The organism is Nonlabens sp. YIK11, from assembly GCF_001413925.1.
In the GTDB taxonomy this organism is placed as follows: Bacteria; Bacteroidota; Bacteroidia; order Flavobacteriales; family Flavobacteriaceae; genus Nonlabens.
The window spans coordinates 1,863,638-1,887,471 of record NZ_LBMJ01000001.1 but is presented as its reverse complement, the minus strand read 5'-3'; the positions used below and the strand labels follow the sequence as shown (position 1 = coordinate 1,887,471).

Annotated in this window: 15 protein-coding genes; all 15 read left to right on the top strand. The window is 40.7% G+C overall.

Going from position 1 to position 23,834, the window contains the following annotated elements; all coding sequences use genetic code 11:
- Positions 1 to 47: 47 nt before the first annotated feature.
- The 15 genes from AAU57_RS08515 to AAU57_RS08445 all read left to right on the top strand — a co-directional run bounded on the left by AAU57_RS08515 (position 48) and on the right by AAU57_RS08445 (position 23,831).
- Positions 48 to 1,655: a sulfatase gene (locus AAU57_RS08515; RefSeq protein WP_055412506.1), complete on the top strand. Its 1,608-nt coding sequence runs from the start codon at positions 48 to 50 to the stop codon at positions 1,653 to 1,655.
- 101 nt (positions 1,656 to 1,756) lie between these two features.
- Positions 1,757 to 3,220 carry a sulfatase gene (locus AAU57_RS08510; protein WP_082438586.1) on the top strand — a complete coding sequence of 488 codons (1,464 nt, stop codon included), beginning with the start codon at positions 1,757 to 1,759 and terminating at the stop codon, positions 3,218 to 3,220.
- Positions 3,221 to 3,314: 94 nt separating this feature from the next.
- Positions 3,315 to 5,111, top strand: coding sequence for a T9SS type A sorting domain-containing protein (locus AAU57_RS08505; protein WP_055412504.1), 1,797 nt, complete (start codon positions 3,315 to 3,317; stop codon positions 5,109 to 5,111).
- Positions 5,112 to 5,119: 8 nt separating this feature from the next.
- Positions 5,120 to 6,559: a sulfatase gene (locus AAU57_RS08500; protein ID WP_082438585.1), complete on the top strand. Its 1,440-nt coding sequence runs from the start codon at positions 5,120 to 5,122 to the stop codon at positions 6,557 to 6,559.
- Positions 6,560 to 6,656: 97 nt separating this feature from the next.
- Positions 6,657 to 8,402 carry an endo-1,4-beta-xylanase gene (locus AAU57_RS08495; RefSeq protein WP_055412502.1) on the top strand — a complete coding sequence of 582 codons (1,746 nt, stop codon included), beginning with the start codon at positions 6,657 to 6,659 and terminating at the stop codon, positions 8,400 to 8,402.
- A complete protein-coding gene (locus AAU57_RS08490; protein ID WP_055412501.1) occupies positions 8,399 to 8,974 on the top strand; it encodes a hypothetical protein in 576 nt (191 codons plus the stop codon). The genes AAU57_RS08495 and AAU57_RS08490 overlap by 4 nt, the downstream gene beginning before the upstream one ends.
- A 3-nt stretch (positions 8,975 to 8,977) precedes the next feature.
- Entirely contained in the window at positions 8,978 to 10,663 is a 1,686-nt protein-coding gene (locus AAU57_RS08485; protein WP_055412500.1) for a sulfatase, read from the top strand.
- The gene (locus AAU57_RS08480) at positions 10,660 to 12,117 is read left to right on the top strand and encodes a sulfatase (RefSeq protein WP_055412499.1); all 1,458 of its coding nucleotides are present in this window, start codon (positions 10,660 to 10,662) and stop codon (positions 12,115 to 12,117) included. The genes AAU57_RS08485 and AAU57_RS08480 overlap by 4 nt, the downstream gene beginning before the upstream one ends.
- Positions 12,118 to 12,153: 36 nt before the next feature.
- Positions 12,154 to 13,746, top strand: a complete 1,593-nt coding sequence (locus AAU57_RS08475; RefSeq protein WP_055412498.1) for a sulfatase-like hydrolase/transferase — start codon at positions 12,154 to 12,156, stop codon at positions 13,744 to 13,746.
- Positions 13,747 to 14,039: 293 nt separating this feature from the next.
- Positions 14,040 to 15,509 carry a T9SS type A sorting domain-containing protein gene (locus AAU57_RS08470; protein ID WP_082438584.1) on the top strand — a complete coding sequence of 490 codons (1,470 nt, stop codon included), beginning with the start codon at positions 14,040 to 14,042 and terminating at the stop codon, positions 15,507 to 15,509.
- A 50-nt stretch (positions 15,510 to 15,559) separates the two neighbouring features.
- The gene (locus tag AAU57_RS08465) at positions 15,560 to 17,296 is read left to right on the top strand and encodes a T9SS type A sorting domain-containing protein (protein WP_082438583.1); all 1,737 of its coding nucleotides are present in this window, start codon (positions 15,560 to 15,562) and stop codon (positions 17,294 to 17,296) included.
- Between the two features lie 344 nt (positions 17,297 to 17,640).
- Positions 17,641 to 17,985, top strand: a complete 345-nt coding sequence (locus AAU57_RS08460) for a hypothetical protein (protein ID WP_055412495.1) — start codon at positions 17,641 to 17,643, stop codon at positions 17,983 to 17,985.
- Positions 17,986 to 18,051: 66 nt separating this feature from the next.
- Positions 18,052 to 20,895: a T9SS type A sorting domain-containing protein gene (locus tag AAU57_RS08455; protein ID WP_055412494.1), complete on the top strand. Its 2,844-nt coding sequence runs from the start codon at positions 18,052 to 18,054 to the stop codon at positions 20,893 to 20,895.
- Positions 20,896 to 20,910: 15 nt separating this feature from the next.
- A complete protein-coding gene (locus tag AAU57_RS08450) occupies positions 20,911 to 22,110 on the top strand; it encodes a T9SS type A sorting domain-containing protein (RefSeq protein ID WP_082438582.1) in 1,200 nt (399 codons plus the stop codon).
- A gap of 389 nt (positions 22,111 to 22,499) precedes the next feature.
- Positions 22,500 to 23,831 (top strand): hypothetical protein, encoded by a 1,332-nt coding sequence (locus AAU57_RS08445; protein WP_055412492.1) that lies wholly within the window; start codon positions 22,500 to 22,502, stop codon positions 23,829 to 23,831.
- Positions 23,832 to 23,834: the final 3 nt, after the last annotated feature.

Here is a 23,834-nt window from a genome sequence, read left to right as displayed (position 1 = left end):
AAAATTTATTCTAAAAACAAATTGTCTAGAGATCCTAGATTCATGCTATGAAAAATATCTTAAGATTATTTACGCTTACCGTAGCAATCGTTTTGACTAGCTGTGATGCTCAAAAAACCGCTACTCAAACAGAGAGTAGCACGGCAGCAAGCACACAAGTTTCCACCGGTGATCAAAAGAACATTCTTTTTATCGCAGTGGACGATTTAAAGCCGTTGCTCTCCAATTACGGTAACAGCCAGATGAAAACCCCAAATTTTGATCGGCTGGCAAAAATGGGCGTTACCTTGACTAATGCTCACGTGCAATATGCCGTTTGTGGCCCATCGCGCGCCAGCGTTATGACAGGTACAAAACCAGATCGTACAAAGGTTTGGGATCTACAAACAGATTTTAGACAGAGTGCACCATCGTTAATCTCCATGCCAGAGTATTTGATACAACAAGGTTATGAGACGACGGCAGTGGGCAAGATTTACCACAAAGGATCTTCTGCCGAAGGTCACGATGGTAAAAGTTGGTCCATTCCACATACCTTACCAGATGACTATGATCCTAAATATGGCGAGCCAGCATTCTCTTATTATCAAGATCCAGCCAATAAAGCGAAGTATGACGAGCTAATTGAAGAAGCCCGAAAAAAGGGTATGAAACAAAACGGCAAACAACGTAACTATGCGTTTAAAAAGTTCAAACCCAGTACAGAAAGTGCAGATGTTCCAGATACCGCATATCAGGATGGTTTGTACACGGTCGAGGCTCTGGAGAAGCTAGACGCTTTGGAAAATGGATCTAAACCTTGGTTCTTGGGAGTTGGCTATCAAAAGCCACATTTACCTTTTGTAGCTCCTCAAAAATATTGGGATCTATACAATAGAGATGACATTGAAGTGGCTGAATTTCAGAAGCTTTCTGAAGGCACTCCTAAATTTGCCTTTCATTCTTTTGGTGAGTTGAGGGCATATTCTGATATCGATAATTCTTTAAGAGAAGGTGACCCGCTACCTATTGCAAAGCAAAAGGAATTGATCCACGGCTACATGGCGTGTATATCTTATATAGACGCTCAAATAGGAAAGCTTCTAGACGATCTTGATCGACGTGGAATCACAGATGATACCGTTATAGTACTTTGGGGTGACCATGGTTTTCACTTAGGTGATCATACAGAATGGTGCAAGCACTCTAATTTTGAGCAGGCCACACACATACCGTTTATGTTTGCTGGACCTGGAGTGGCAAAGAACAAGAAGAATGACGCACCCGTCAACCTAGTGGACTTGTTTCCTACGGTTTTTGAACTCGCTGGTGTGCCTCAATCTTCCCAGACTGATGGTAAATCCCTAGTGCCCGTTCTAGACAACGATCCTCAAACAAGCCTGGAGATGGATTATGCCTACCACCAGTATCAACGCGGTCCTCGCATGGGGTATGGTGTGCGCACTAATCGTTATCGCTACACAGAATGGCACGGTAATGACTACCGCAGTTATGATACTTACAAAGAGGATAACATCGTGGGTCGTGAGCTCTATGATTATGAAGCAGATCCACTGGAAACTAAAAATCTTGTAAACGATCCTGCTTATAGAGAGGTGGTTGCCCAGCACAAGGCAAAACTAAAATCCCATTTACAAAGTCCTCCAAATCGATAGTAAAAGGTCTGATTCCGTTGGAATTATGGCACGATGCTGGATATTTAAATGGTAGAGAAAATTAATTACGCTTTCGCGAAAGCGAAATAAAAAACACACTTATGAAAAAACAACTTTTATTATTGCTAGCATGTTTTATGGGTGTGATCGCCCAGGCGCAGCAACAACCCAATGTATTGATCATTCATACAGATGATTTGGGTTACCACGACTTGAGTATCACAGGCTCAGAATTATATAACACGCCCAATATTGATGCACTTGCCAATCAATCGGTACAGTTCACCAATGCCTACAGCTCTTATCCACGATGCACGCCATCCAGATATGGAATGATGACGGGAACCTATCCAGTCAATGAGGATAAAGGACATCTAGGCGGTATTCCAGAAGAAAAAAACATGGTCAAGCAATTTGACAATGCTGGTTATGAAACGGCATTTATAGGCAAATGGCACTTAGGAGAAGGTGATAGTGATCCCAAAGGTTTTGGTTACGACTACTCCTATGCAGCTGGAAAAGCTGGAAGTGTAGGCCAGCGCTACTATCCATTTAACGTCAAGGCAAATGGAAAGGAAGCTAAGGAAATCGTACCAGATGTTCAAGAAGACAGTAAGGAAGGTGATTACATTAGTGATGTGATGACAGGCGCTACCATTGATTTTATCAAAAATCAGGCTGGTAAAAAACCTTTCATGGCAGTACTTGCCTTCTATGCCGTGCACACACCTCTAGAAGCTAAAAAAGAGGACAAGAAAAGAAATAAAAAACAACTGGAGTCCATGACTTTTGAGGGTCCAGATTACCTGCCACAAGGTGCAGGACGCAACAAGCAACATCAAGACAACGCAGATTATGCCGGTATGGTAGAGAATGTGGATGAAAATGTAGGTCGCTTGATGCAAACGCTTAAGGACTTAGGCATTGATAAAAATACCATCATCGTATTTTCCAGTGATCATGGTGGATTGTCGAATGATGGTAATAAAGGTGAGCGCGAACTTGCTACTTCTAACTTGCCTCTTAAGGCTGGAAAAGGTTGGTTATATGAAGGTGGTATTAGAGTACCACTGTTTGTAAAATGGGCCAATGAATTACAGCCACGAGTTGATACTGAAAGCATCATCTTAGGAATGGATATTTTCCCAACCTTGTTGGACCTTACCATCGACAAGAAAATCGATGGCCTTGACGGTAAGAGTTTTGAAGGTGTTCTACGCGGTACGGACAACTGGAGCGATAGAACCGTATTCTGGAATTCTCGTAAGGCGAGACCACATTCCACTGGAGATGCTAACATGAGTGTGGTGCGTTCTGGAGATTATAAGTTGGTCGTGTACAACAAGGAGAAAAAATCTGAACTCTATAACCTAAAAGAAGATGGTGGTGAACTCAACGACCTATCACAATCCAATCCTGCAAAAACAGCGGAGCTTACCAAAATCCTAAAAAACTGGAAAAAGGAATATCTGGTTCCAGAGAAAATGGACATTTGGAAAAATTACAGAGCAGAGCAAAAGCAGAAAGAAAAAAAGAAAGCTGGGAACAAAAAGGATAAAAACTAAGCCCGTAAGGCATATACTAGACCTATCCCAACTTTAAACGAACCTGTGTACAGCTTATCCAGTAGTATCTTGTTGATGCATATTAAGCAAGACTATGAATAGTACATCTGTAGGTAGAAATGTCGCTTTGGTGATCCTGTTATTGGTAGGATCATCAAGCATTGCACAGGTTACAACAAACCTGAATCCATCGATCAGAGCAAAATCAAAAATTGATTTTGGTTTCAACAGAAGATCTGATAACGCTCAGTTTTTTGCTTCTGCAGATTTTAAGACCATCCTTGCAGATCTTAATCCAGACGTCATCAGGTTTCCTGGTGGGACACAGGCCAACTATTGGGACTGGCGCACAGGCGCATTCATTCCAGAAACTGACAAACCTGATGGCAATCGCGAGGTGGTCACGATTCCAACTTTTATAGAGGTCATTCCATCACGCACTAAAACGGTGTATGTCGTCAATATCGCACGACCTACTCCAGCCACGGGAATTGACGTCAATGCCAGTGAGGCCGTACTCAAAAGCCAAGGTACTCTAGAGGCTAAAATTGATGATATGATTGCGGCACTGGATGAATTCAACAGATTGGGCAAAACGCCTTATGCCGTTGAATTGGGCAATGAATTCTATTTTGGTAATGAAGAAGCTGGAATATTTGAAACTTTAGAGATCAATGGTAAGTGGTATTCTGGATGGAATAGCGCGACAAATCAACCTTTTGAGAGTAACGATAAAAATGAGGCGATTGAGATAAGCGCTAGATTCTACCTGCAACAATGCAAAGAAATCGTCACGGCCATCAAGACAAAATATCCCGAGGTAAAAATTGCCATGATAGGCACAAAAGGCGGCAATGGCAACAGCTCAAGAGAGTCTTGGAACAACACCATAAGTAGCGAACTGGAAAATAATCCAGATTACGCCACACTAGCCACACAAATTGATGCCATCACGCAACATCACTACCTCAATGAAAATTATGGTAATCAATTGCCTATAAATGATATCGCTTCCGCGAAAGCTGCCATTGCAGAAAGCATCCAATACCCTATCGACAAGATCGACGATTACAATAGAGTGCCATCACCGTACAAGCTATGGATCACTGAATATGGCGTTACTAAACCTAATGCAGATGAAACCTGGGCATCTGGCGTGCGATATGCGGCACTACTCTACAGCTGGCTCGCGCGCGGTGACAAGGTGGAACAACTGCATTACCAGCATCTTACAGATCAACCTGTACTCAATTCTAACGGTGAATTAAAGCTTGCGCCCATAGGTCTTGCTTCCAGGTTAATTGCTCAGGCCAGCGCTGGAATGGATGAATTTCAGGAAATTGAGTTCGCCAATAACCCAATAGCCATGGATGGTTTACCAGCGCTTTATGGCTTCAAGTTCAAAAGCGCAGCGGCGGAAAAACTGCTCATCATCAACATCGATGAAAGCAACATCAATCCAGTAGAGTTTGGTAATCTGTTTACTTACGATGGTGAGCAAACACTTACACGTATTCACTCTAATGAGCCTTTTGTAAGTCCCGTTTTTGACGGTAGCGACAACATTAAAACCAACTCTTACATCGTTGATGGTTCAGATTCCATTCGTAAGTTTTCAATAACGATGATCGAGGTAAAAAATACCTTATCCAATGCTGATCAAAAAGCAATAGATATAAGCATCTATCCTAATCCTACTGACCATATGCTTTATGTAAGGTCTATCGAGCCTATTCTGTCTGCTGAAGTTTTTGGCGTTGATGGTTCAGTGATCATTAAAAAAGAATCCCATGCAGGAGCCATAGATATCAGCTCGTTATCTTCTGGTATCTATTTCCTAAGAATTCAGTCCAACCGTGGTTCTCAAACATTGAAATTCATTAAAAAATAAATGCTCTAATGAAAATATTTAAATCGTCGTCTATATCATTTTTCAGCTTGGGACTACTTGCTATGATGATTGTGATTTCCTGTAAATCCATTCCAGATAACTCAAGTACAAGTTCGGCTTCAAGTTCCAGCACCAATTCTAAACCTAATATCCTAATTCTGCATGTCGATGATTTAGGCTATCACGATTTGAGCATCAACGGTTCTAAGATCTATCAAACGCCCAATATTGATAAACTCGCTGGCGAAAGTGTGCGATTTACCAACGCCTATGCCAATTATCCACGTTGCGTGCCTTCACGATTTGCTATGTTGACCGGTAATTATCCAGTTCAAAATGGTGACGTTCCCGATGATGGTTTCTCCATCGACGACCTACCTGATGATCGCAATTACATAAGAGCCATAGATAATGCTGGTTATCAAACGATTTATTTAGGAAAATATCATTTAGGCGAAGACCCTAAAACCTTAGGTTTTGATACAAGCATCGCTGCCGGTCATGCAGGATCGCCCATTTCCTACATCGCACCTTTCAATGTCAAGAAAGGAAAAGGAGAATCTGACAAAGATCCCATTAAAGACCTGGATGCCATAAGCAAACCGGGCGATTATCTTACAGATGTATTAACTGACCAAGCCATCAACTACATCAAAAGTCGGGATAAAAATGAGCCGTTTATGGCCATGTTGGCATTTTATAACGTACACCAACCTTTTGAGGCAAAACAACCTGATATAGATCGCAACGAGAAGGAAATTGCCGCTTTTGATTACGGTGATATGCCAGAATACATTGAGGAAGGAACCGGCCGTACCAAAATGCGACAGGATAACGCCACCTATGCCGCCATGGTAGAAAATACAGACGAAAACGTAGGCCGCATGCTAGAGGTATTAAAAGCTGAAGGGATTTTAGACAACACCATCATCATTTTCTCCAGCGATCACGGTGGTCTGAGTAACGACGGTACTAAAAAACGTGGCCTCGCCACAACTAACTATCCACTGCGCGCAGGAAAAGGACATCTGTACGATGGTGGTATCAAGGTTCCGTTTTTTGTGAAGTGGAACCAGCTACAGCCACGTGAGGAGAACAGTATAGTCATGCTCATGGACGTCTTCCCTACACTGGCACAACTCACGGCTGGGAAAAAATCGGTTACTGCCGGACGCGACATGCTGCCTGTCTTGAAAAATGAAACGCATTGGGATGACCGTACCGTTTTTTGGCACAGTTCCAAAGCACGACCTGTAAACACCGGTGACACAAAATCCTCTGCTGTACGACAGGGAAATTTCAAACTCATCCACTGGTACGAAGAAAATCGTGTTGAATTATATGACATTTCCAGTGATGCTGGCGAACAAAACGATTTGAGCGTGATCATGCCAGAAAAGACGGAGCAATTGTTGCAAGAATTAAAAAAATGGAAAAAGACCTTCTAGAAAGGCAAACTGATAGGGAAATAGCTTTGTTGTATTTCGCTTTCGCGAAAGCGAACTAAACCACCTACTCTTTAAAAAAACAACACGAGAACAAACTATGAAAAAGTTCATTTATATAGGAATATTATTGACCAGTATGGCAGGTTTTTCCCAGCAGCCTGTCCTATCTGGGAAAGATCTCATTGATAGCGATAAGCTTTCCAACCTGACGTCTACTAAAGATCAAGGACGCATCACGCTTGAAAATGTAGACGGTAAGGAGGTGATGACGCTCACCACTATTGAACAGCCTAAATTTATCTACAGTCTGGCGAGCGCCTTGCCTATTAATAAAGAAAGTGCCACAAAAGGAACGGTTTTCCTGCTGTCGTTTGATGGTAAAACTACCGCAAGTAGCGAGGAAACTGGTGAGGCCAAATTGTTGATCCAATTGCGTCAAACGGACTCTTTTAAAGAAAACCTGGATAGGACGCTCAATATAGGTTCTACCTGGAAACGCTATAACATTCCGTTTGAAGCAACTGAGAATATCTCAAAAAAAGATCTGGGTATCGTGTTACAATACGGATTCCAGCCACAGGCCGTTGCTCTAAAAAATATCAAATTCGAAATATTTGAAAAAGGAACCCAGCTTGCAGACCTGCCCAAAACGGCCGTCACTTACAAAGGCATGGAGCCAGATGCAGAGTGGCGACAAAAAGCCAATCAACGCATCGAACACTTGCGCAAGAGTGATTATCAGGTCACCATCACAAAGGATGGAAAACCTGTAGAAGACGCGAGCATTGAGGCCTCGCTGGTAAGACATGCTTTTCCGTTTGGCGCCACCATGCATGCCGAAGAGATTTTGAACGATCCCAACCAATATGATCGATTCAAAAAGGCGTTTGGGTTGACGGTTCTAGGTAACGATCTAAAAATAAAAAGTTGGGCAAGAAAGTCCAATCGCAAAAGAACCCTCAAAGCGATCGATCAATTAAATGCCGACGGTATCACCGTAAAGGGTCACGTGCTGATGTGGCCAGGTTTCCAATACAATACAGACGAGGTCGAGGCGAACAAGGACAATCCCGAAAAAGTGAAAGAAATTGTACGCAAACACATATGGTCTGTACTTGCAGCTACAGAAGGTAAGATTTCGCATTGGGATGTGGTCAACGAGGCCTATACTAACAAGGATTTCCAGAACATCATGGGTGGCGAGGAGTTTCTTTATGAGGCCTTCAAAATAGTCAAGAACAAGGCACCGCAAGTCAAGCGATTCGTCAATGAATACGGTATCATCAGTAAAGGTGGCATCGATACCCAAAAGCAGCAATGGTATTACGATTACATCAAACGTGTGGACGAGAACGTTCCAGATGCCATTCAAGGCGTAGGTATACAGTCGCACATGGGCACCGACTTGACATCACCAGAGCGTGTTGTTGAGCTGCTCAACTACTATGCGACCTTGGGCAAACCCATCAGTATCTCAGAATTTACCATGGACGAGCAGGATCCTGCCGTTAGGGAACAATATACCAGGGATTTTATGATCGCTGCGTTCTCGCATCCTAATGTGGCAGAGTTCATGTTTTGGGGCTTTCAGGAAGATGGCCGTGGCAAGGTGGACATCTATGAAAAAGATGGCACCATAGGCGAAATGGGAAAAGCCTATTTCTCGCTAGTGGATGGAGATTGGAAAAGTTCGCTTTCGCGAAAGCGAACTAACGACCAGCCTATTGCTTCAAGAGGTTTTAATGGTCTGTACCAATATACAGTTACTGTTGATGGTGAAACCAAAACAGGTTATTTTGAAGTGAAAAATCAGAAAATGAACGACATCAAAATCGAATTATGAAATATTTGAATTTATTACTCATTTGTCTATTTCTTATTTCTTGTAAGAATGACACATCATCTACCGTCGTTGACGACACAGAGAATAATGAGTTACAAAGCGACACTGCTAACGATGAGACCCAACAGGACGATAATGTGGCTCAAGTAGCTGACTTTTTAAAGACCGATTTTCTCAAGGACGAACTTTCTTATATGACAGAAAATGACCGACAATTCCAGTTGGTAACGATGGATCTCAATGGAGATGATCAAGATGAATATTTCGTGTATTTCAACTCACCATACTTTTGTGGATCAGGTGGTTGCACGGCAGTCTTGCTGGACAGCGACATGAAGGTGCTAACAAGATTTACGGTGGTACAGACGCCAGTGATCATACGTCAAGAAGCAGTGAATGGTTATTTGCCTATCATCGTTTATTCTGATAATTCTTATCGTCAATTAACTTATGCAGATGGTACTTATCCAACTAATCCGTCCATGATTGAGTCATTTGAATATGAAAAACAAGAAGGCGACCAAGTGATTTTTGATAATGACCTTCAATCGAAGGCAACGTATCCGTTTTAAGCTATGAGATTACTGTACCTAGGTTTTTTAATCCTGATTTGTTCTTGCCAAACGCGACAAGCGACGAGTATAACCCCAACTCAGAAAGACGTAAAGCAACCTAATATTTTATGGATTGTTACGGAAGATATAAGTCCGACACTATCCTTTTACGGTGACAATACGGCCAAAACACCAGTCCTAGATTCACTCGCGGCAGAAAGTTTAGTCTATGATAATGCATATGCCGTAGTAGGTGTTTGTGCTCCTAGCAGGTCTGCCATCATTACGGGAATGTATCCTACTAGTTTGGGAACCATGCACATGCGTACGGGAAAAGACATTCAATCCTGGGGAAATCGCGAATACAGCAAAGAAACTGGAATTGTAGATCTGGAAGGAAATCCTGTAAGAGAATATGCAGCCGTCATCCCAGAATATGTAAAAGCTTTTCCAGAATTATTGCGCAAAGCTGGATACTTTACTTCCAACCATCAAAAAACAGATTATCAGTTTGCAGCACCAGTTACTGTTTGGGATGAAAACAACGCAAAGGCGCACTGGCGCAACCGCAAGGAAGGACAGCCTTTTTTCTCTGTTTTCAATTTTGATGTGACGCATGAAAGCAAGATTTGGAAAAATGCCGATTTACCGCTTACGGTAGATCCTAAAGAGGTTCCTCTTCCACCCTATTTTCAGGATACAGATATTTCAAGGAATGATGTAGCGCGACTATATAGTAATATTGAGTTATTGGACCAACAAGTAGGCAAGCTGCTACAGCAACTCAAGGATGATGGGTTGTATGACAATACGATCATTTTTTTCTACAGCGATCATGGTGGCCCATTACCTAGACAAAAACGAGACATACATCAAAGCGGCTTGCGCGTTCCTTTTATGGTAAAGGATTTGCGCGGAACTAAAGGTAGAACTGATCGTTTAGTTTCTTTTGTAGATCTGGCTCCAACCATTCTAAGCCTGGCGGGAATAGAATCTCCAGAATGGATGCAGGGAAAAGCTTTTATGGGTGATTATGATCAAAAGAAACGGGATTTTGTATATGGCACGTCAGACCGTTTTGATGAAGTCACAGATCGATCCAGAGCAGTATATAACAAAGAATATCTCTACGTGATCAACGACTTTCCAGATAAAACCTGGTACAAGGATATTTCATACCGCTTACAAATGCCTATGATGCAGGAAATGATCGACTTAAGAGATAGTGATAAGTTAGATCCTGTGCAATCTACATGGTTCCAAAACAAAGAGAATGATGAATTGTTTGACCTCAAGAACGATCCATATCGACTGAACAACCTGGCCAATCTTCCAGAATACGCTGAAGTTCGAATTAAAATGCGATCTGCATTATTGGAGTTTAGGAATGAGCACATGGATTATGGCATGATGCCCGAAGGCGAACTCATTGAGCAAATGTGGCCTGGCGGTGAGCAACCTGTTACCTCAGCGGTTACTCTAACACGAGACAAATTCAGTAATCGCAGCGTCACTTTGAACAGCAGTACGCCTGGAGCATCCATTGGGTACATCATTTCAAATGAGCCTTTAGAAAACCTGGATTTAAACAGTGGATGGCAAGTATATAATGGTGAGTTATCTCTTGAAAAGGGTCAGTATTTGTATGCTGTCGCTCATCGTATAGGTTACCAGCAAAGTGAGATCTTAACTACTATCATGGAATGATCAGAGTCCTATTCATAGTATGCGCTTTGTGGACATTCAATTCCTGCCAGTCCACCAAACAACTGGAGGAAAAACCATTAAATGTGCTATTGCTTTATATGGATGATCTACGTCCAGAACTAGGTAGCTATGGATCTGACCATATTGTATCGCCCAATCTCAATGCTCTAGCTGCAAGTGGTATGCAATTCAACAATGCCTACTGCAATGTACCGGTTTGCGGCGCGTCCAGAGCGAGCATGCTCACGGGAATGTTGCCCACCAGAGATCGGTTTTTGAACTATAATACATTTGTGGAAAAGGAAACGCCCGAGGCGATCACACTACCACAATTATTTAAACAAAACGGCTATACCACAATTTCCAACGGAAAAGTCTATCACCATCTGGACGATAGAGAATCAGATTGGGACGAGATCTATAGACCGTATGCGTTTGATCCAAATGACCAAAACCTATCGCCTACAGACTACTGGCAATCGCTCTGGAAAGATTATCAAAATCCAGAAAACATTAAAGAATATAAAGCTACAGATACGGGACCTGCCTATGAAAGTGCCGCTGTGGCTGATTCCGTTTACATTGATGGTTTGATGACTGAAAAAGTCATAAGAGACCTGAAAAAACTTAAAAAATCCAACAAGCCATTCTTTTTGACTGCTGGTTTTATAAGTCCGCATCTACCCTTTAATGCACCAAAAAAATATTGGGATCTATACGATAGAAACTCTATCAAACAGCCTGAGAATTATAATTATATCCCGGTAAATGCTCCTAAAATGAGCATAAGCAACTGGCCAGAAATGAGGGCATATTCCAATATTCCCAAACAAGGTCAGGTATCAGATTCAATCGCCATTGATTTGATCCACGGTTATTATGCCACAGTAAGTTATACTGATGCCTTGATAGGGAAGATTTTAAAACAACTGCAAGCTACAGGTCTGGACAAAAACACGATCGTGGTTTTGGTTTCAGATCATGGCTACAACTTGCAGGAACATACGCAGTGGGCAAAGTTTACCAATTATAGAACCTCTACTAAAGTGCCCTTAATCATTAGTTATCCAGGTATGGAAAACAAAAATCTCACCACAGATGCCTTGACAGATTTGACAGACATCTATCCTACCCTAGCCGATTTATGTCGCTTGAAAAAACCTGTGAATCAGTTGGATGGTGTGAGTTTGGTTCCCGTTTTGAAGAATCCACAACTGCCGGGCAAAGAACAGGTGTTGATCAAAAAGGGAAATGGTTATACCGTGCAAACTGCGAGATACAGCTATACCGAATTTCTGAAAAATGACAGTGATAGCATCGTGTCCAGGATGTTGTATGATCATAGGACAGATCCTCGTGAAAATGTAAATGTTGTTGATGAGCCCGCTTTCGCGAAAGCGAAACAAGATCTACACCAAGTGCTTCATACCAACTTTGAGAAAAATATTAACTAACCTGTTTTAGTGTTGAACCCATTTTAATTCCAAATTATGAAACCCTATTTGCTTCTACTGTTAACCGCGCTTGTTTTTTCAACAAAGAGCGTTGCCCAAAATTTAAATAAGGACAAGCCCAATGTCCTACTGCTTTTAGTTGATGATCTGCGCACCAATCTGGGTGCTTATGGAGATGAACAGGCGATCACACCTCACATGGATGCGCTGGCAGAACGCGGCGTGACCTTTAGAAACCACCAGGTGCAATATGCGGTTTGCGGGCCATCTAGAGCGGTGATCACCACAGGTTTGATGCCAGAAGAAACTGGTGTGATAGGTTTTAAACCCATTAGAAAAAAACTACCCAACGTCACTTTTTTACCCGAGTATTTTAAAAACAACGGATATACGACCGCTGCTGCAGGTAAGATTCACGATCCACGAACAGTAGGTGATGGTGAGCAAGGTGATGGCGATGATCCTGCATCCTGGAGCATTCCATACATTTCTCCCAAAGGCGGCCACAACCCAAAAAATATAGCCTTGGATTTTCAAGACTTACCTGATGAGGATTACATCGATGGCATCATTAGGAAGCAAGGAGTAGAGCTATTGGAGCAAGTAGCCACTAAGTCTGATCCATTTTTTATGGCTATAGGTTTCAAAAAACCGCACGAGCCATTCATAGCTCCAAAAAAATATTGGGATCTCTATGAAAACACGGCTTTTAAAGTAGCGGCCAATCAAAAAGCGCCCATAGGTCGTGAGGACCTCAAAACTTATGCGATCAAGGGAAAAGATGTAAAGCAGAACATGAATCCAGAAACTGGATTGATTCAGGAAGATTTTCAGCTGGAATTGAAGCGTGGTTATTATGCTTGTACTTCTTTTGTTGATGCACAAGTAGGAATGGTACTTGAAAAACTGGAGGATCTAGGCGTTGCAGACAATACCATCATCGTGCTTTGGGGTGATCATGGTTTGTTCCTGGGCGAGCATGGTAGATGGAACAAACATTCTAATCTAGAGGTTGCTTCTTCCTCACCACTATTGATTATCGACCCTAGAAATAAGGACGCAAAAGGTGAATCATTTGCTGCCGTATCGACCATTGATATTTATCCTACGCTATGTGAATTGGCTGGACTCGATATTCCAGAGCAACCTAAAAATGCCAAAAGCACTGATGGAAGAAAAATCAAAGGCCGCAGTCTAGTTCCTATTCTAAATGATACTGATGCTCAAGTGAAAATAGGCGCCATCACGCTTTATAGAGGTCAACGCGGTTTGGGTTACGGTTACCGTGTCAAGGGCAAATACCGCTATATTGAATGGGTTAAGGAAGGTCAAGAGAATTTTTATGAACTCTATGATTATGAACGCGATCCACACGAGACCAGAAATCTTGCCGTGGTCGAGAGAGAAATCTATGAACCATTACTTCACAAATTCTCCAGAAACATACGATCTCTAGGTGAAGGCGACGGCTGTATAAAGCTGCTGGAAACCAAACCTTTTGAGGTATCAGCAAAAAACAAGAACAACATTCTAGTGCGTGATGCAGACGGCGATGGCATACCAGATGATGAAGAAGGTGCTGGCGATGCCGATAATGACGGCATACCTAATTATTTAGATAAAGATTAAGGTCTGTAAAAGCCATTTAGCTATCAGGTGGAAAAGTTGCATCAAACCGTCCTTTGAGATCGTTTAAAATGCTTGGTTATTGATTGAAATGACTATGAGATTGAATTCGACTCCTATCTAATTGCAAGTGATTGGAGCCATATATAAATAGATAAACGGTAACGCGAAGCGTTCTATAACGTCGATAACATGCTAAAATATAGGGTGATTGACAATATTTATACCCTATTGTGGCGATGGTCGAACCTGGATAGATTTCTTTAAGTTTATTTTTGAAACAAAGAATACCGTTCATGAAAATAACTTTACCATTAGTCTTCTTGTTTATGTGTTACGCTTTCGCGAAAGCGCAAACAACTACCATCACCAGACAAAATACGCTTATAAAAGAAGGTCACAATTTTGGCCTGACGAATCCAGTTTTTGACGAGAATTCGCCCATGACTTACGACCCTTCCAAAGTCGATAAAAAGGGTGCTGCATTTAGCATAACCTATAATAATCAAGGTGGTACAAGCTTTGACGGCTATCCCAGCGGTACGGTTGGCGGTTTTAAGGCTAATAACTCCTATGAGCCTGGTAATGTAGAAACATGTGGGATGCCGGTAAAAATCAAGGATCTTACTGATGAGCTGCGCATTAACTGGAAAACCTCACAACGCAATGCCAATGATATTGATGACAAATGGTGGGCTACGATCAATGTGATTTTTGATGGAGGAACTGCGACATCACAACCAGATCCAGAGGCGCGAGACTATGATCTTGTGATTCAAAACGTAAGTTATGAGCAGGATGATTTCAAGGATTTAGACAATCCAGGTGGTCGCTATTGGTATTTTGCTAGAGAAACACCAGATGGCGAAATCAAAAAATTCACCTTATATATTAACGATGTTGCCTACAGCTGGGCAGTGCGTTACAAGTTTTTTGACTATGATGAGAACCATCCCGATGTGGATAAAAATGATAAGGTCCACATCAAGTTTATACCGATAGATAACAGCAATCCTATTCCGTTTTTTGATCATTCCTTAAAGCAATTTATCGACTGTACCAGAGATTACATTCAATACCTACCATTGAGCCCTGAAGAAGAAATACTGGCTAAAGAAAAGGTAGCAGAAGAAGAATTGTGGATCAAAAGCTTATCAGCCGGTTATGAGGTTTATGAGGGTTCTTCAATCCTAGCTAACAACTATTTTTACACTACAATTGATAGAACGCCACCAGCTGCAGTTGGCAATTTAAGCGTGGCAAACGCACCTAATTTTACTGCAGCATTAGAATGGGAAGCCTCTCAGGACAATGCTTTTAGCACCTATACCATCTATAGGGCAGACAATGGCGATAGCAATTTCAATATCATCGCCACAGATGTTAGAACCAATAGTTTTGTAGATACCACGGTGAATGAAGATGGTACTTATGAATATTATGTAACTGTTACAGATCGATCTTTTAATGAGTCTGAAGCTTCCAACAAGGCTGCTCTGGATGTGTTGAGTTCTGGGATCAATGAATTGGTCGATGATCTTAAGGTGTATCCCAACCCTACTCGCTCGCTGCTAAATATAGATTTGAGCAATCCTGACCTGATCGATGGAAAAATAGAGATTTATGATAGCCTGGGCAGACGCATTATCGACAAGAGAATTGCAAATTCAACCATGAGCGTGAATCTTGAAGGTGCTGCTGGGATTTACATTTTGAGAGTTCTTAACCACGACTCGATTACCAGTAAGAAGATTATATTGAATTAGATCTGGTTTAATAGTTTGAATAAACCATTCATTAAAGAAAAAATATTGAGATGAGAATACGACTACTATTGGGAATGTTGGTGATGAATTTCGCTTTCGCGAAAGCGCAAACCACTTACTATGTCTCACAAGAAAATGGCCTGAATAGTAACAATGGCCTAAGTGCGAGCTCACCTTTTAAAAACATAGACGATGCCGTTGATATCGTTCAACCAGGAGATGTGATCAAAATCATGGGTGTGTATGCCAATGCGAGTTATGACCCTAATTATAGCTATACCGGTGATATCAATGATCCACAGCTATGGCATCAGGAAAACTCTGTACGCATCAACAATTTAAACGGTACTGAAAACGCCTACATCACCTTGACATCTTTTGACGACACTACGGTACTTAAAGGTGATGGTGCTAATATTTTGCGCGTTACCAACAGTAGCTACCTACGTATTACAGACTTATTGATAGAAGGTGAAGTTGAAAACATTCCTTTAAGCACGGCACAAGCCTGCCAATTCCTGTACCGCGAGGAAAACAGTACTGAAAGTCTCTATCGAGTCCAACCTGGAACTACTCCTGAAGAAGTGGAACAGATGACATTTCCAAAGCTTAATAACATCTCAAGACCGTCTTATACAGACACTAGAGGTATGTTCTTGAGCAATGTACACCATATAGATATTGTTGGGAATACGATAAGACAAATTCCCGGCAATGGATTACGCGTTTCAGATTGCGATTTTATCAAAATTACAGATAATGAAGTAGCCAACACCTCTCGCAAGTCCTACTCTGGAACACACGGTCTGGTGGTTACCAATGCTACTAGTGGTGATGATACCAATGATGATTATAAAATCTTTATCGAGCGCAATAGAGTGCACCATAATTACAACGAAATATATTCTTGGGCGCCTTCAAAAAATATAATCACACCGTTTATAGATGAAGGAAAAGGAATCTCTTTACAACGCAATGATGTGGATGACAATGGTACTCCAAATAATCCAAACGATGATACGGGATGGCTTCATGGCCGTATTCTCATTGCCAATAACTTGTGCTATTATAATGGTTATAGCGGTGTACATTCCAACGACGGTACACGCATTGACATGATCAATAACACGTGCTATTTCAATTCTTATACAAAATCCATCTATTTGAATGAACCTTCAAACAACGGTGGTAATATAGGTATAAGCATTCAAGGTGGTAGTGATTTTAAAATCATCAACAATATATCTGTAATTGATAGTGATCAGAATAAGAGTGCGATCGCCATCAACGTGGAATCCAATATTGAGATAAAGAACAATATAATATATGGAACTAAAGGTCCTATAAACACCAACGCAGCCACGGTTGCCGTAGAAGAAAACACTAGAATGATAGATCCTGAGTTTTCTGATCCTGAAAATTTTGATTTTTCTTTAAAATCAGGCTCTCCAGCGATTGATACTGCCATTAAGGACAGCGCACCTGCAGACGACTTTAACAAAGAATCTCGAGATGAGAATCCTGATCTAGGTGCCATTGAGTTTAAGGCAACCGCAAGTAGTACAACTATCCTAAAACCCATTCTAAAGGTATACCCTAACCCTACTAATGGGATTGTAAACTGGAGCAGCACTACTCCAGTGGAAAGAATAGAAATATTTAATTTGGCCGGTCAAAAAATTCTTGTGCAAAAAGGGACCAACGATCAAATCGATGTATCGCATCTTCCTTCTGGGTACTATTTGATAAAATTAGATGCAACACCCTTTAAAGTTCTCAAACGATAACTAAAAGTGATCTGAATGTAGGTTTCAGTCACGTGAATTTTATCTCCTTTAAAAAACGAAGAAACTTTTCTACAAAAGTCTAAATATTTATCGGGTGATATAGTGAATGAATCAGTCAGTGATTTAATTTACCTTATAACTACTTCATCTACAGACGCCTAAGTATTTCACTAAAACGGTGAATTCACTACAATTGTGTAGTTGATTCCTGTAATTCACGATAATCAAACCCTATATGACAGTATTCAAACCTCGTTTTTGAAACAATGTATCATATTTACCCTGTAAGAAAAACGATGTAGTTTTTCAGAAAACTGGATTTAAATACATTAAAATAGAAAACGATGAAAAAAATAATATTTGTATTACTTATTTCAATAGCGACTGCATTCAGTGCACAAGCTCAGTCTAAAAAAGTAAAGGAAAAAGCTCAAGAAAAAGTAGAAGAGCTAAATGAACAGCTATCCTCCATTTCTGCAGATCTTGCCTTAACTGAAGTTCAACAAAAGAAGATTCTTGACCTTGAAATTGAGAAAATTGTAGGCCAACGCTCTGTAAATAAAGAAGATGATCTGAAAGATGATGAAAAAAAGGAGCAAAAGAAAGAGGTAAGAAAAGAATACCGCAAGTCCTTAAATAAAATCCTTACTAAAGAACAACGTAAAGCACTCAAGAACAATAAGGATTAAGACGTTTGTCTCAACAAGTTTCAATTGAGATTCTTCATATAGATCATCTAATTAAAATAAATTTTCATGAAAACATTTCTACTCTACCTACTTCTTGTTTTTCCTGTTCTAGCCGTTTGTCAAACTTTTGAGTTCAACAACTCTGCTGATGGATGGACAGCAAACAATGCTTCCTTAAGCACTAATGCAAATAGCATTACATTAACGCTTACAGCTGATCAAAACGCACAATTAGAAACAACAACTGCAGGTATTGATGCGACTGCTAATTCTATTTTAGCGATTAGAATGCGTAATAGTTCTGAAGTTTCAGTATTGAAAGTTAGATCAGAAAGATTGGAAACTACTGGCGTTCGTTTTACTCCATTTGATGTTGAACCATTTAATCTAGCCTATACCACCTATTTTTTTGATTTAGATAACTCTGAATGGGATAACAATAATACACCAGGAGCTACTCAAAATAATCTTACCATATTCTTTAGAGGTCCTGGAGATATAGTCAACCCATCAGATGGTACTGTAGAAATTGATCGTATAGCTTTTATATCCAGAGCAGAGCGTGAAGATTTCACATTTGAACTTGATGCCAATGATGAAGGATGGATTGGACAAGCAGGCAGCAGTATTGAAACCATTAATGGTGCCTTAAAGTGGACCGTAGATGGTACGACAAATCTTGCACGACTTCAACAAAGCGTGTTTTCAGTGGACGCTGCGAACAAATATGTTCATGTATTTCTTCAAAACAACACTCAATTCAGCACACTAAGACTTAGATATAATAGTTCTACCAATGCAGATGCCGGTATGAATGTTGGGCAGCCTACTGGTTATAACTCCTATCAGGTCATCACTTTAGATCTTACTGCCGATGCTGGTTGGAATGGCTTGATCAGTGATATTCAATTTCAAGCTAGAAACTTCACAGGTACAGGTAGTCCAACAGGAACCATTATCATTGAAAGGATTTTATTTGATAATGAACCTACCTTTAATCAACCTATTATTTATAGTGCTGGACAATTTGACCCTACAGCTAACGTAACAGCAACTGATGATTTAATAGTAAAAGATGCTTTGACACTTTCTGGAGACTTAGATGTTAGAAATTTAACTGTACAGAATAACGGTTCTCTTAACGCGGGAAGCAATGTACTCAACGTAACTGGAGACATTATTGTTGATGGTTCCATAGAGTTATCTACAGCAAGTCTCAACTTATCTGGAAGCACTTCTCAATTATTCAAGTCTCCTGATGTTAGTGTAGAAAATGTTATTATCAATAATGCTGAAGGCGTATTATTAAATACAAACCTTGATCTTACCGGCACAATCACTTTGACTAACGGAGTTTTAACTACCCAAAACAGTTCTTCCCCAACAGGTGTGCTAACCTTCAAAAGTTCTGAAGGTAAATCTGCCGTTCTTGATCAAGTAGTTAGTGGCTCCATCAATGGTACCGTTACGGTAGAAAAATTCTTTCCTGCAACTACAGGTCGTAAATTTAGATTTGTATCTGCACCAGTAAACTTTAGAGGATCGATTTATGACAACTGGCAGGAAGCTGGTGATGCAACGGCTGGTTTTGGCGTGCAGATTACAGGTGGAACAGCTGCAGACGGTTATGACCAGTCCACCTCTGGTAACCCATCTTTATTCCGTTTTGAGAATGACTATACCAATGCGGCAGATGCATGGACTCCATTGACCAGCGATAATGGTGACAATTTAACCACGATTTCGCCGGTTGCAGGTGATGCGTATCGTATGTTCATAAGAGGCGATCGTACTACAGACTTAACGACTAATACAGATCCAGCATCTCAAACCATTTTAAGAGCATCAGGAACTTTGGCTACGGGTACCTATCCGGCCAGCCCAATTACATTAGCAGGTTCCAACCTTTATTCTTTAATTGGTAACCCTTATCAATCAAAGGTAGATGTTCAGGCACTACTTGCGGGAGCTACTAACGTGAACACTGCTGAATACTACCAGTGGGATCCGACCACGAATAATTATGTGTTGTATGAATTTGCGACTCCAACCGTTCCTTCAGGGTCTGAGATTACGGGCAATGCCTTACCAGGACAGTCATTCTTTGTGCAATCAGATGCTACTGGCAATGGATCGCTACAATTTCAAGAAAGTTATAAGGTAGCCGATAGCGATGTGGCAACTAAAAACTCTACGGTAAACAATCAATTGACTATTAATCTATCCACTCAAGAACAAGCGGCTAACGGTAAAGCAAATGATATCGCCATCGCGAGATTTGATGAAGAGTATGACTCTAATTTTACTACAGATGATACTTCAAAGTTTTTTGGATTATCACACAGTCTCGCGTGGGAAAATGAAGGTGCTTATTACATCGTGAATCGCGCCAGTGTACCTGTAGATGGTGATACCTACGGTTTAAATGTATTTGTGGGAGAATCTGCAGACTACACCTTCACCTTAGACCTTAATGGCGTCGATGGAATCAACACCTATTTCCATGACAAGCTGGATGACAGTTTTGACTTGGTGACCGTTGGTGAGTCTACTTCAATCACAAAGAATATCGATCTTGCAGATGCCAACTCAGGTGCCGTAGATCGTTTTGAAATCGTTTTCAGCAAATCTACATTAGGGGTTGATGATAGTTCCGCTTTCGCGAAAGCGATATCCATCTATCCTAATCCACTATCAGGAAACACTCTATTTATCAAAGGAATGGAGCTGGATGGCGATAGCAGCGTTTCTCTTACAAATCTTGCGGGTCAAGTTCTTTTTGAGACCAGCAAATTGACGGAATCTGCAAACGTGAGAAGCATCAAGCTTCCTGAAATCGCTGCTGGTATCTACATCGTAAACGTAAACCAGAACGACAAGCAAGCGAGCTACAAACTTATCATTCAATAACAATAAATTCTAACTATGAAAAAAATTACCCTATTCTTACTATGCAGCTTGCCATCCCTGATGATGGCGCAAACCACATTTGATTTCAATAATTCCAACGATGGTTTCGTTGGAGAGTTTGGAACTCTTGATCCTGGAGCTACAGCATCTACTCTAACCATTACTGGTGCTGCAAATGAAAATCCTAAAATCACGAATACGTCTGCCGGTGTAGATGCTGCCAATGGATCCTTTGCTGTTGTAAAATTGAAAAACAACTCCAATAATGGATACATGCGCATAAGCTACCCTAAGCAGCCAGATGGAACTGAAGATCCTGGGAGCATTTTCAAGAATCAGGTAATTTCAACAAATGATACAGAGTTTAAGACTTATATCGTTGATGTGACCAATAACCAAAATTATGTAGGTACCGTAAACACTATAGATTTGATCTTTAAACTTGATGCAGATAACAATGCTGACGGTAGTGGCGGTACGATTGAAATAGACCAGATCCAATTTACCAACAACCCACCAACACCAGAGCGCAATGACTACACCTTTAGCAATGATGGTGATGTAGAAGGATGGAGCGGAAAAGGTAGAGTTGCTCTAACTGTCAGTAATGGTAACCTAATCGCTGACTATTCTGGAATCAATCCTAATACAGCTAAACTTTCTCAGGAAATCTTTTCGGTCAATGCAGATCTAGGAAACTTTGCGCATATTGTGATTCAAAACAATACCATTAATGACCAGTTAAGAATCTCTTATCCAGCAAGTGGTGGTGGTCGTGTTTTTAGAACTACACCTACCACGATCAATGCTACAGATTTTGAAGTTATCGATCTAAATGTATCAAGTGACGACTGGGTAGGAATGGTAACAGGAATTGAGCTGCAAGTACGTCAAAGTGGTGATAACACGGTCGACCCTAGTGGATCAGTAACTATTGCAAGAATTGTTTTTGATGCTAATGAAACATTAAGTGAGGAAAGTCTTCAAAAACTAGCCATAGGCATGTATCCTAATCCATCAAATGGTATGGTGAACTTTAGAACCAACGATGTAATTACTGAAGTTACTATCCATAATTTGGCCGGACAAAAAGTAATTACAGCAACTCCAGTAGGTAATAGCCTTAACATTTCAGATCTTAATCCTGGAGTGTATATCGCAACATTCAAGAATCAAAACAACGATACCTTTAGCTCAAAGCTGGTTAAGAACTAAGTTTGAATTACCTTAATCTTAAATCCTGAAACAGTTGATCTGTTTCAGGATTTTTTTGTTTGTAAGCCTAGCCTGTTTTTAGAGATCACCAAGCAGCTAAAGACGCTAAGCGTAACATTCGCCATGTCCGCACTGCAAAAAAGCACTATAAGTTTCTTTGACTTCAATTAAAGCTTGTTAACCTCAACAGGCTGCAGGCAAGAATTTCAAGTCGAGAAAATCAGCATATTTCTTACAAATGACTAGAGATTCATTTTTAATCGAATAGGTTTTTGAAGGCTTTAAGACATTTTATCGGCCTACGGCATACCCCAAAAAGGGTATATTTAACATATTATTTAAATAATAGCCCTGATTTCCATATTATTACTTAAAATTTAAACAAGGCTATGTATATAAGGTTAATTCTTGCTCTTCTCGCTCTGGGCTGTGCCATAACTTCTACTGCTCAAGAGAAATACAAAGCTACCTACGATTATCAAACAGATCAGCTATTGTATTTCACTCTGGATCGTAAAAATCAGATTATCGATACCATTGATAACACAAAGCTTAAACGAGGTAGCGTGTTGATGGTAGAAGTAAAAAACGTCAATCCTTTTGCGTTGAAAATTGAAACTACGGTAGAAGAAGAAAAGTTACATGACAACGCTGGCAGCTTCGGGTTCGGAAATTTGCTGGGCAGCATACAAAACATTACGGGCGGTGGTCTTCAATTAAACACTCCAGACTTACCCGTATCAGATTTGGCTGGATTGGCGACCAACTCACGAGGTGGAAATGCAATAGATGATCTCAAGAGTCTTACTACTAATGTCAAGGCACTCAAAAAGATGATTTTGAGCAACATGAAGAATCCCAACCTTACCAAAGAGGATATCTTGCGCAACATAAAAAACCTCGCTGCCCAAAATTCAGATCCCAGGTTACCTGATCCTGAAGACAACCTTTACCTCTATTTAGAAACATTGGATCAATTAATCGCTAGTGAAGTTCAAAATCTTAATTCCATTGTAGATGATAGTTATCTAGGAAATACTTCTAGAGGTGAAACGGTAAAGAAGTCACTAAATAGTTACTCCATTCAAAACACCGATGAAGTTTCTAGCATCGTCAATCTATACTCTAGCATTGAGGCCGCGACCTTCAGTCAAGTTTATGATTACAGGGTAACAGCAGATAATGCTGTGATAGAAATGAACTTCATTCCCAAATCTGATAACCTTGAGGAAACTACAACGAGCGATGCCATTAAAGTCAGAAGTATACCTGTTAAGGCAAAAGGAGGTTTCAAGATCAACAGTAGTGTCGCCTTGACCCTGAATAATTACACGGGTAACTCTAACGATTATTTTGTCGATGCAAATGGCGACATAGGCTCGACTCCAGATGATAGCTTTGTGCCTAACTTAAGCACCATGATCAACTTCTATCCTATTCTGGCAGATAGCTTTAACATTGGCGGTAGTTTCGGCCTTTCCATTCCTATTGCAGACGATTTGACCGGCGTGAACTTTATTCTAGGTCCATCCATTTTCCTAGGGAACAAAAACAGATTTTCTCTTTCTGGCGGTGTCGCCTTTGGACCTGTCAAGCAATTGACAAATGGCCTCGAGGTAGGAGATGTAGCTATATCAAATGATGTCGATAGCTTCACAAAAAACAAGTATGATTTGGGCTATTATTTTGGAATCTCATTTTCTCTGTTTGATTTGAATTGATAG

Coding starts and splice junctions, on each gene's coding strand:
- AAU57_RS08515 (WP_055412506.1), top strand. CDS start 48: ATGAAAAATATCTTAAGATTATTTACGCTTACCGTAGCAATCGTTTTG.
- AAU57_RS08510 (WP_082438586.1), top strand. CDS start 1,757: ATGAAAAAACAACTTTTATTATTGCTAGCATGTTTTATGGGTGTGATC.
- AAU57_RS08505 (WP_055412504.1), top strand. CDS start 3,315: ATGAATAGTACATCTGTAGGTAGAAATGTCGCTTTGGTGATCCTGTTA.
- AAU57_RS08500 (WP_082438585.1), top strand. CDS start 5,120: ATGAAAATATTTAAATCGTCGTCTATATCATTTTTCAGCTTGGGACTA.
- AAU57_RS08495 (WP_055412502.1), top strand. CDS start 6,657: ATGAAAAAGTTCATTTATATAGGAATATTATTGACCAGTATGGCAGGT.
- AAU57_RS08490 (WP_055412501.1), top strand. CDS start 8,399: ATGAAATATTTGAATTTATTACTCATTTGTCTATTTCTTATTTCTTGT.
- AAU57_RS08485 (WP_055412500.1), top strand. CDS start 8,978: ATGAGATTACTGTACCTAGGTTTTTTAATCCTGATTTGTTCTTGCCAA.
- AAU57_RS08480 (WP_055412499.1), top strand. CDS start 10,660: ATGATCAGAGTCCTATTCATAGTATGCGCTTTGTGGACATTCAATTCC.
- AAU57_RS08475 (WP_055412498.1), top strand. CDS start 12,154: ATGAAACCCTATTTGCTTCTACTGTTAACCGCGCTTGTTTTTTCAACA.
- AAU57_RS08470 (WP_082438584.1), top strand. CDS start 14,040: ATGAAAATAACTTTACCATTAGTCTTCTTGTTTATGTGTTACGCTTTC.
- AAU57_RS08465 (WP_082438583.1), top strand. CDS start 15,560: ATGAGAATACGACTACTATTGGGAATGTTGGTGATGAATTTCGCTTTC.
- AAU57_RS08460 (WP_055412495.1), top strand. CDS start 17,641: ATGAAAAAAATAATATTTGTATTACTTATTTCAATAGCGACTGCATTC.
- AAU57_RS08455 (WP_055412494.1), top strand. CDS start 18,052: ATGAAAACATTTCTACTCTACCTACTTCTTGTTTTTCCTGTTCTAGCC.
- AAU57_RS08450 (WP_082438582.1), top strand. CDS start 20,911: ATGAAAAAAATTACCCTATTCTTACTATGCAGCTTGCCATCCCTGATG.
- AAU57_RS08445 (WP_055412492.1), top strand. CDS start 22,500: ATGTATATAAGGTTAATTCTTGCTCTTCTCGCTCTGGGCTGTGCCATA.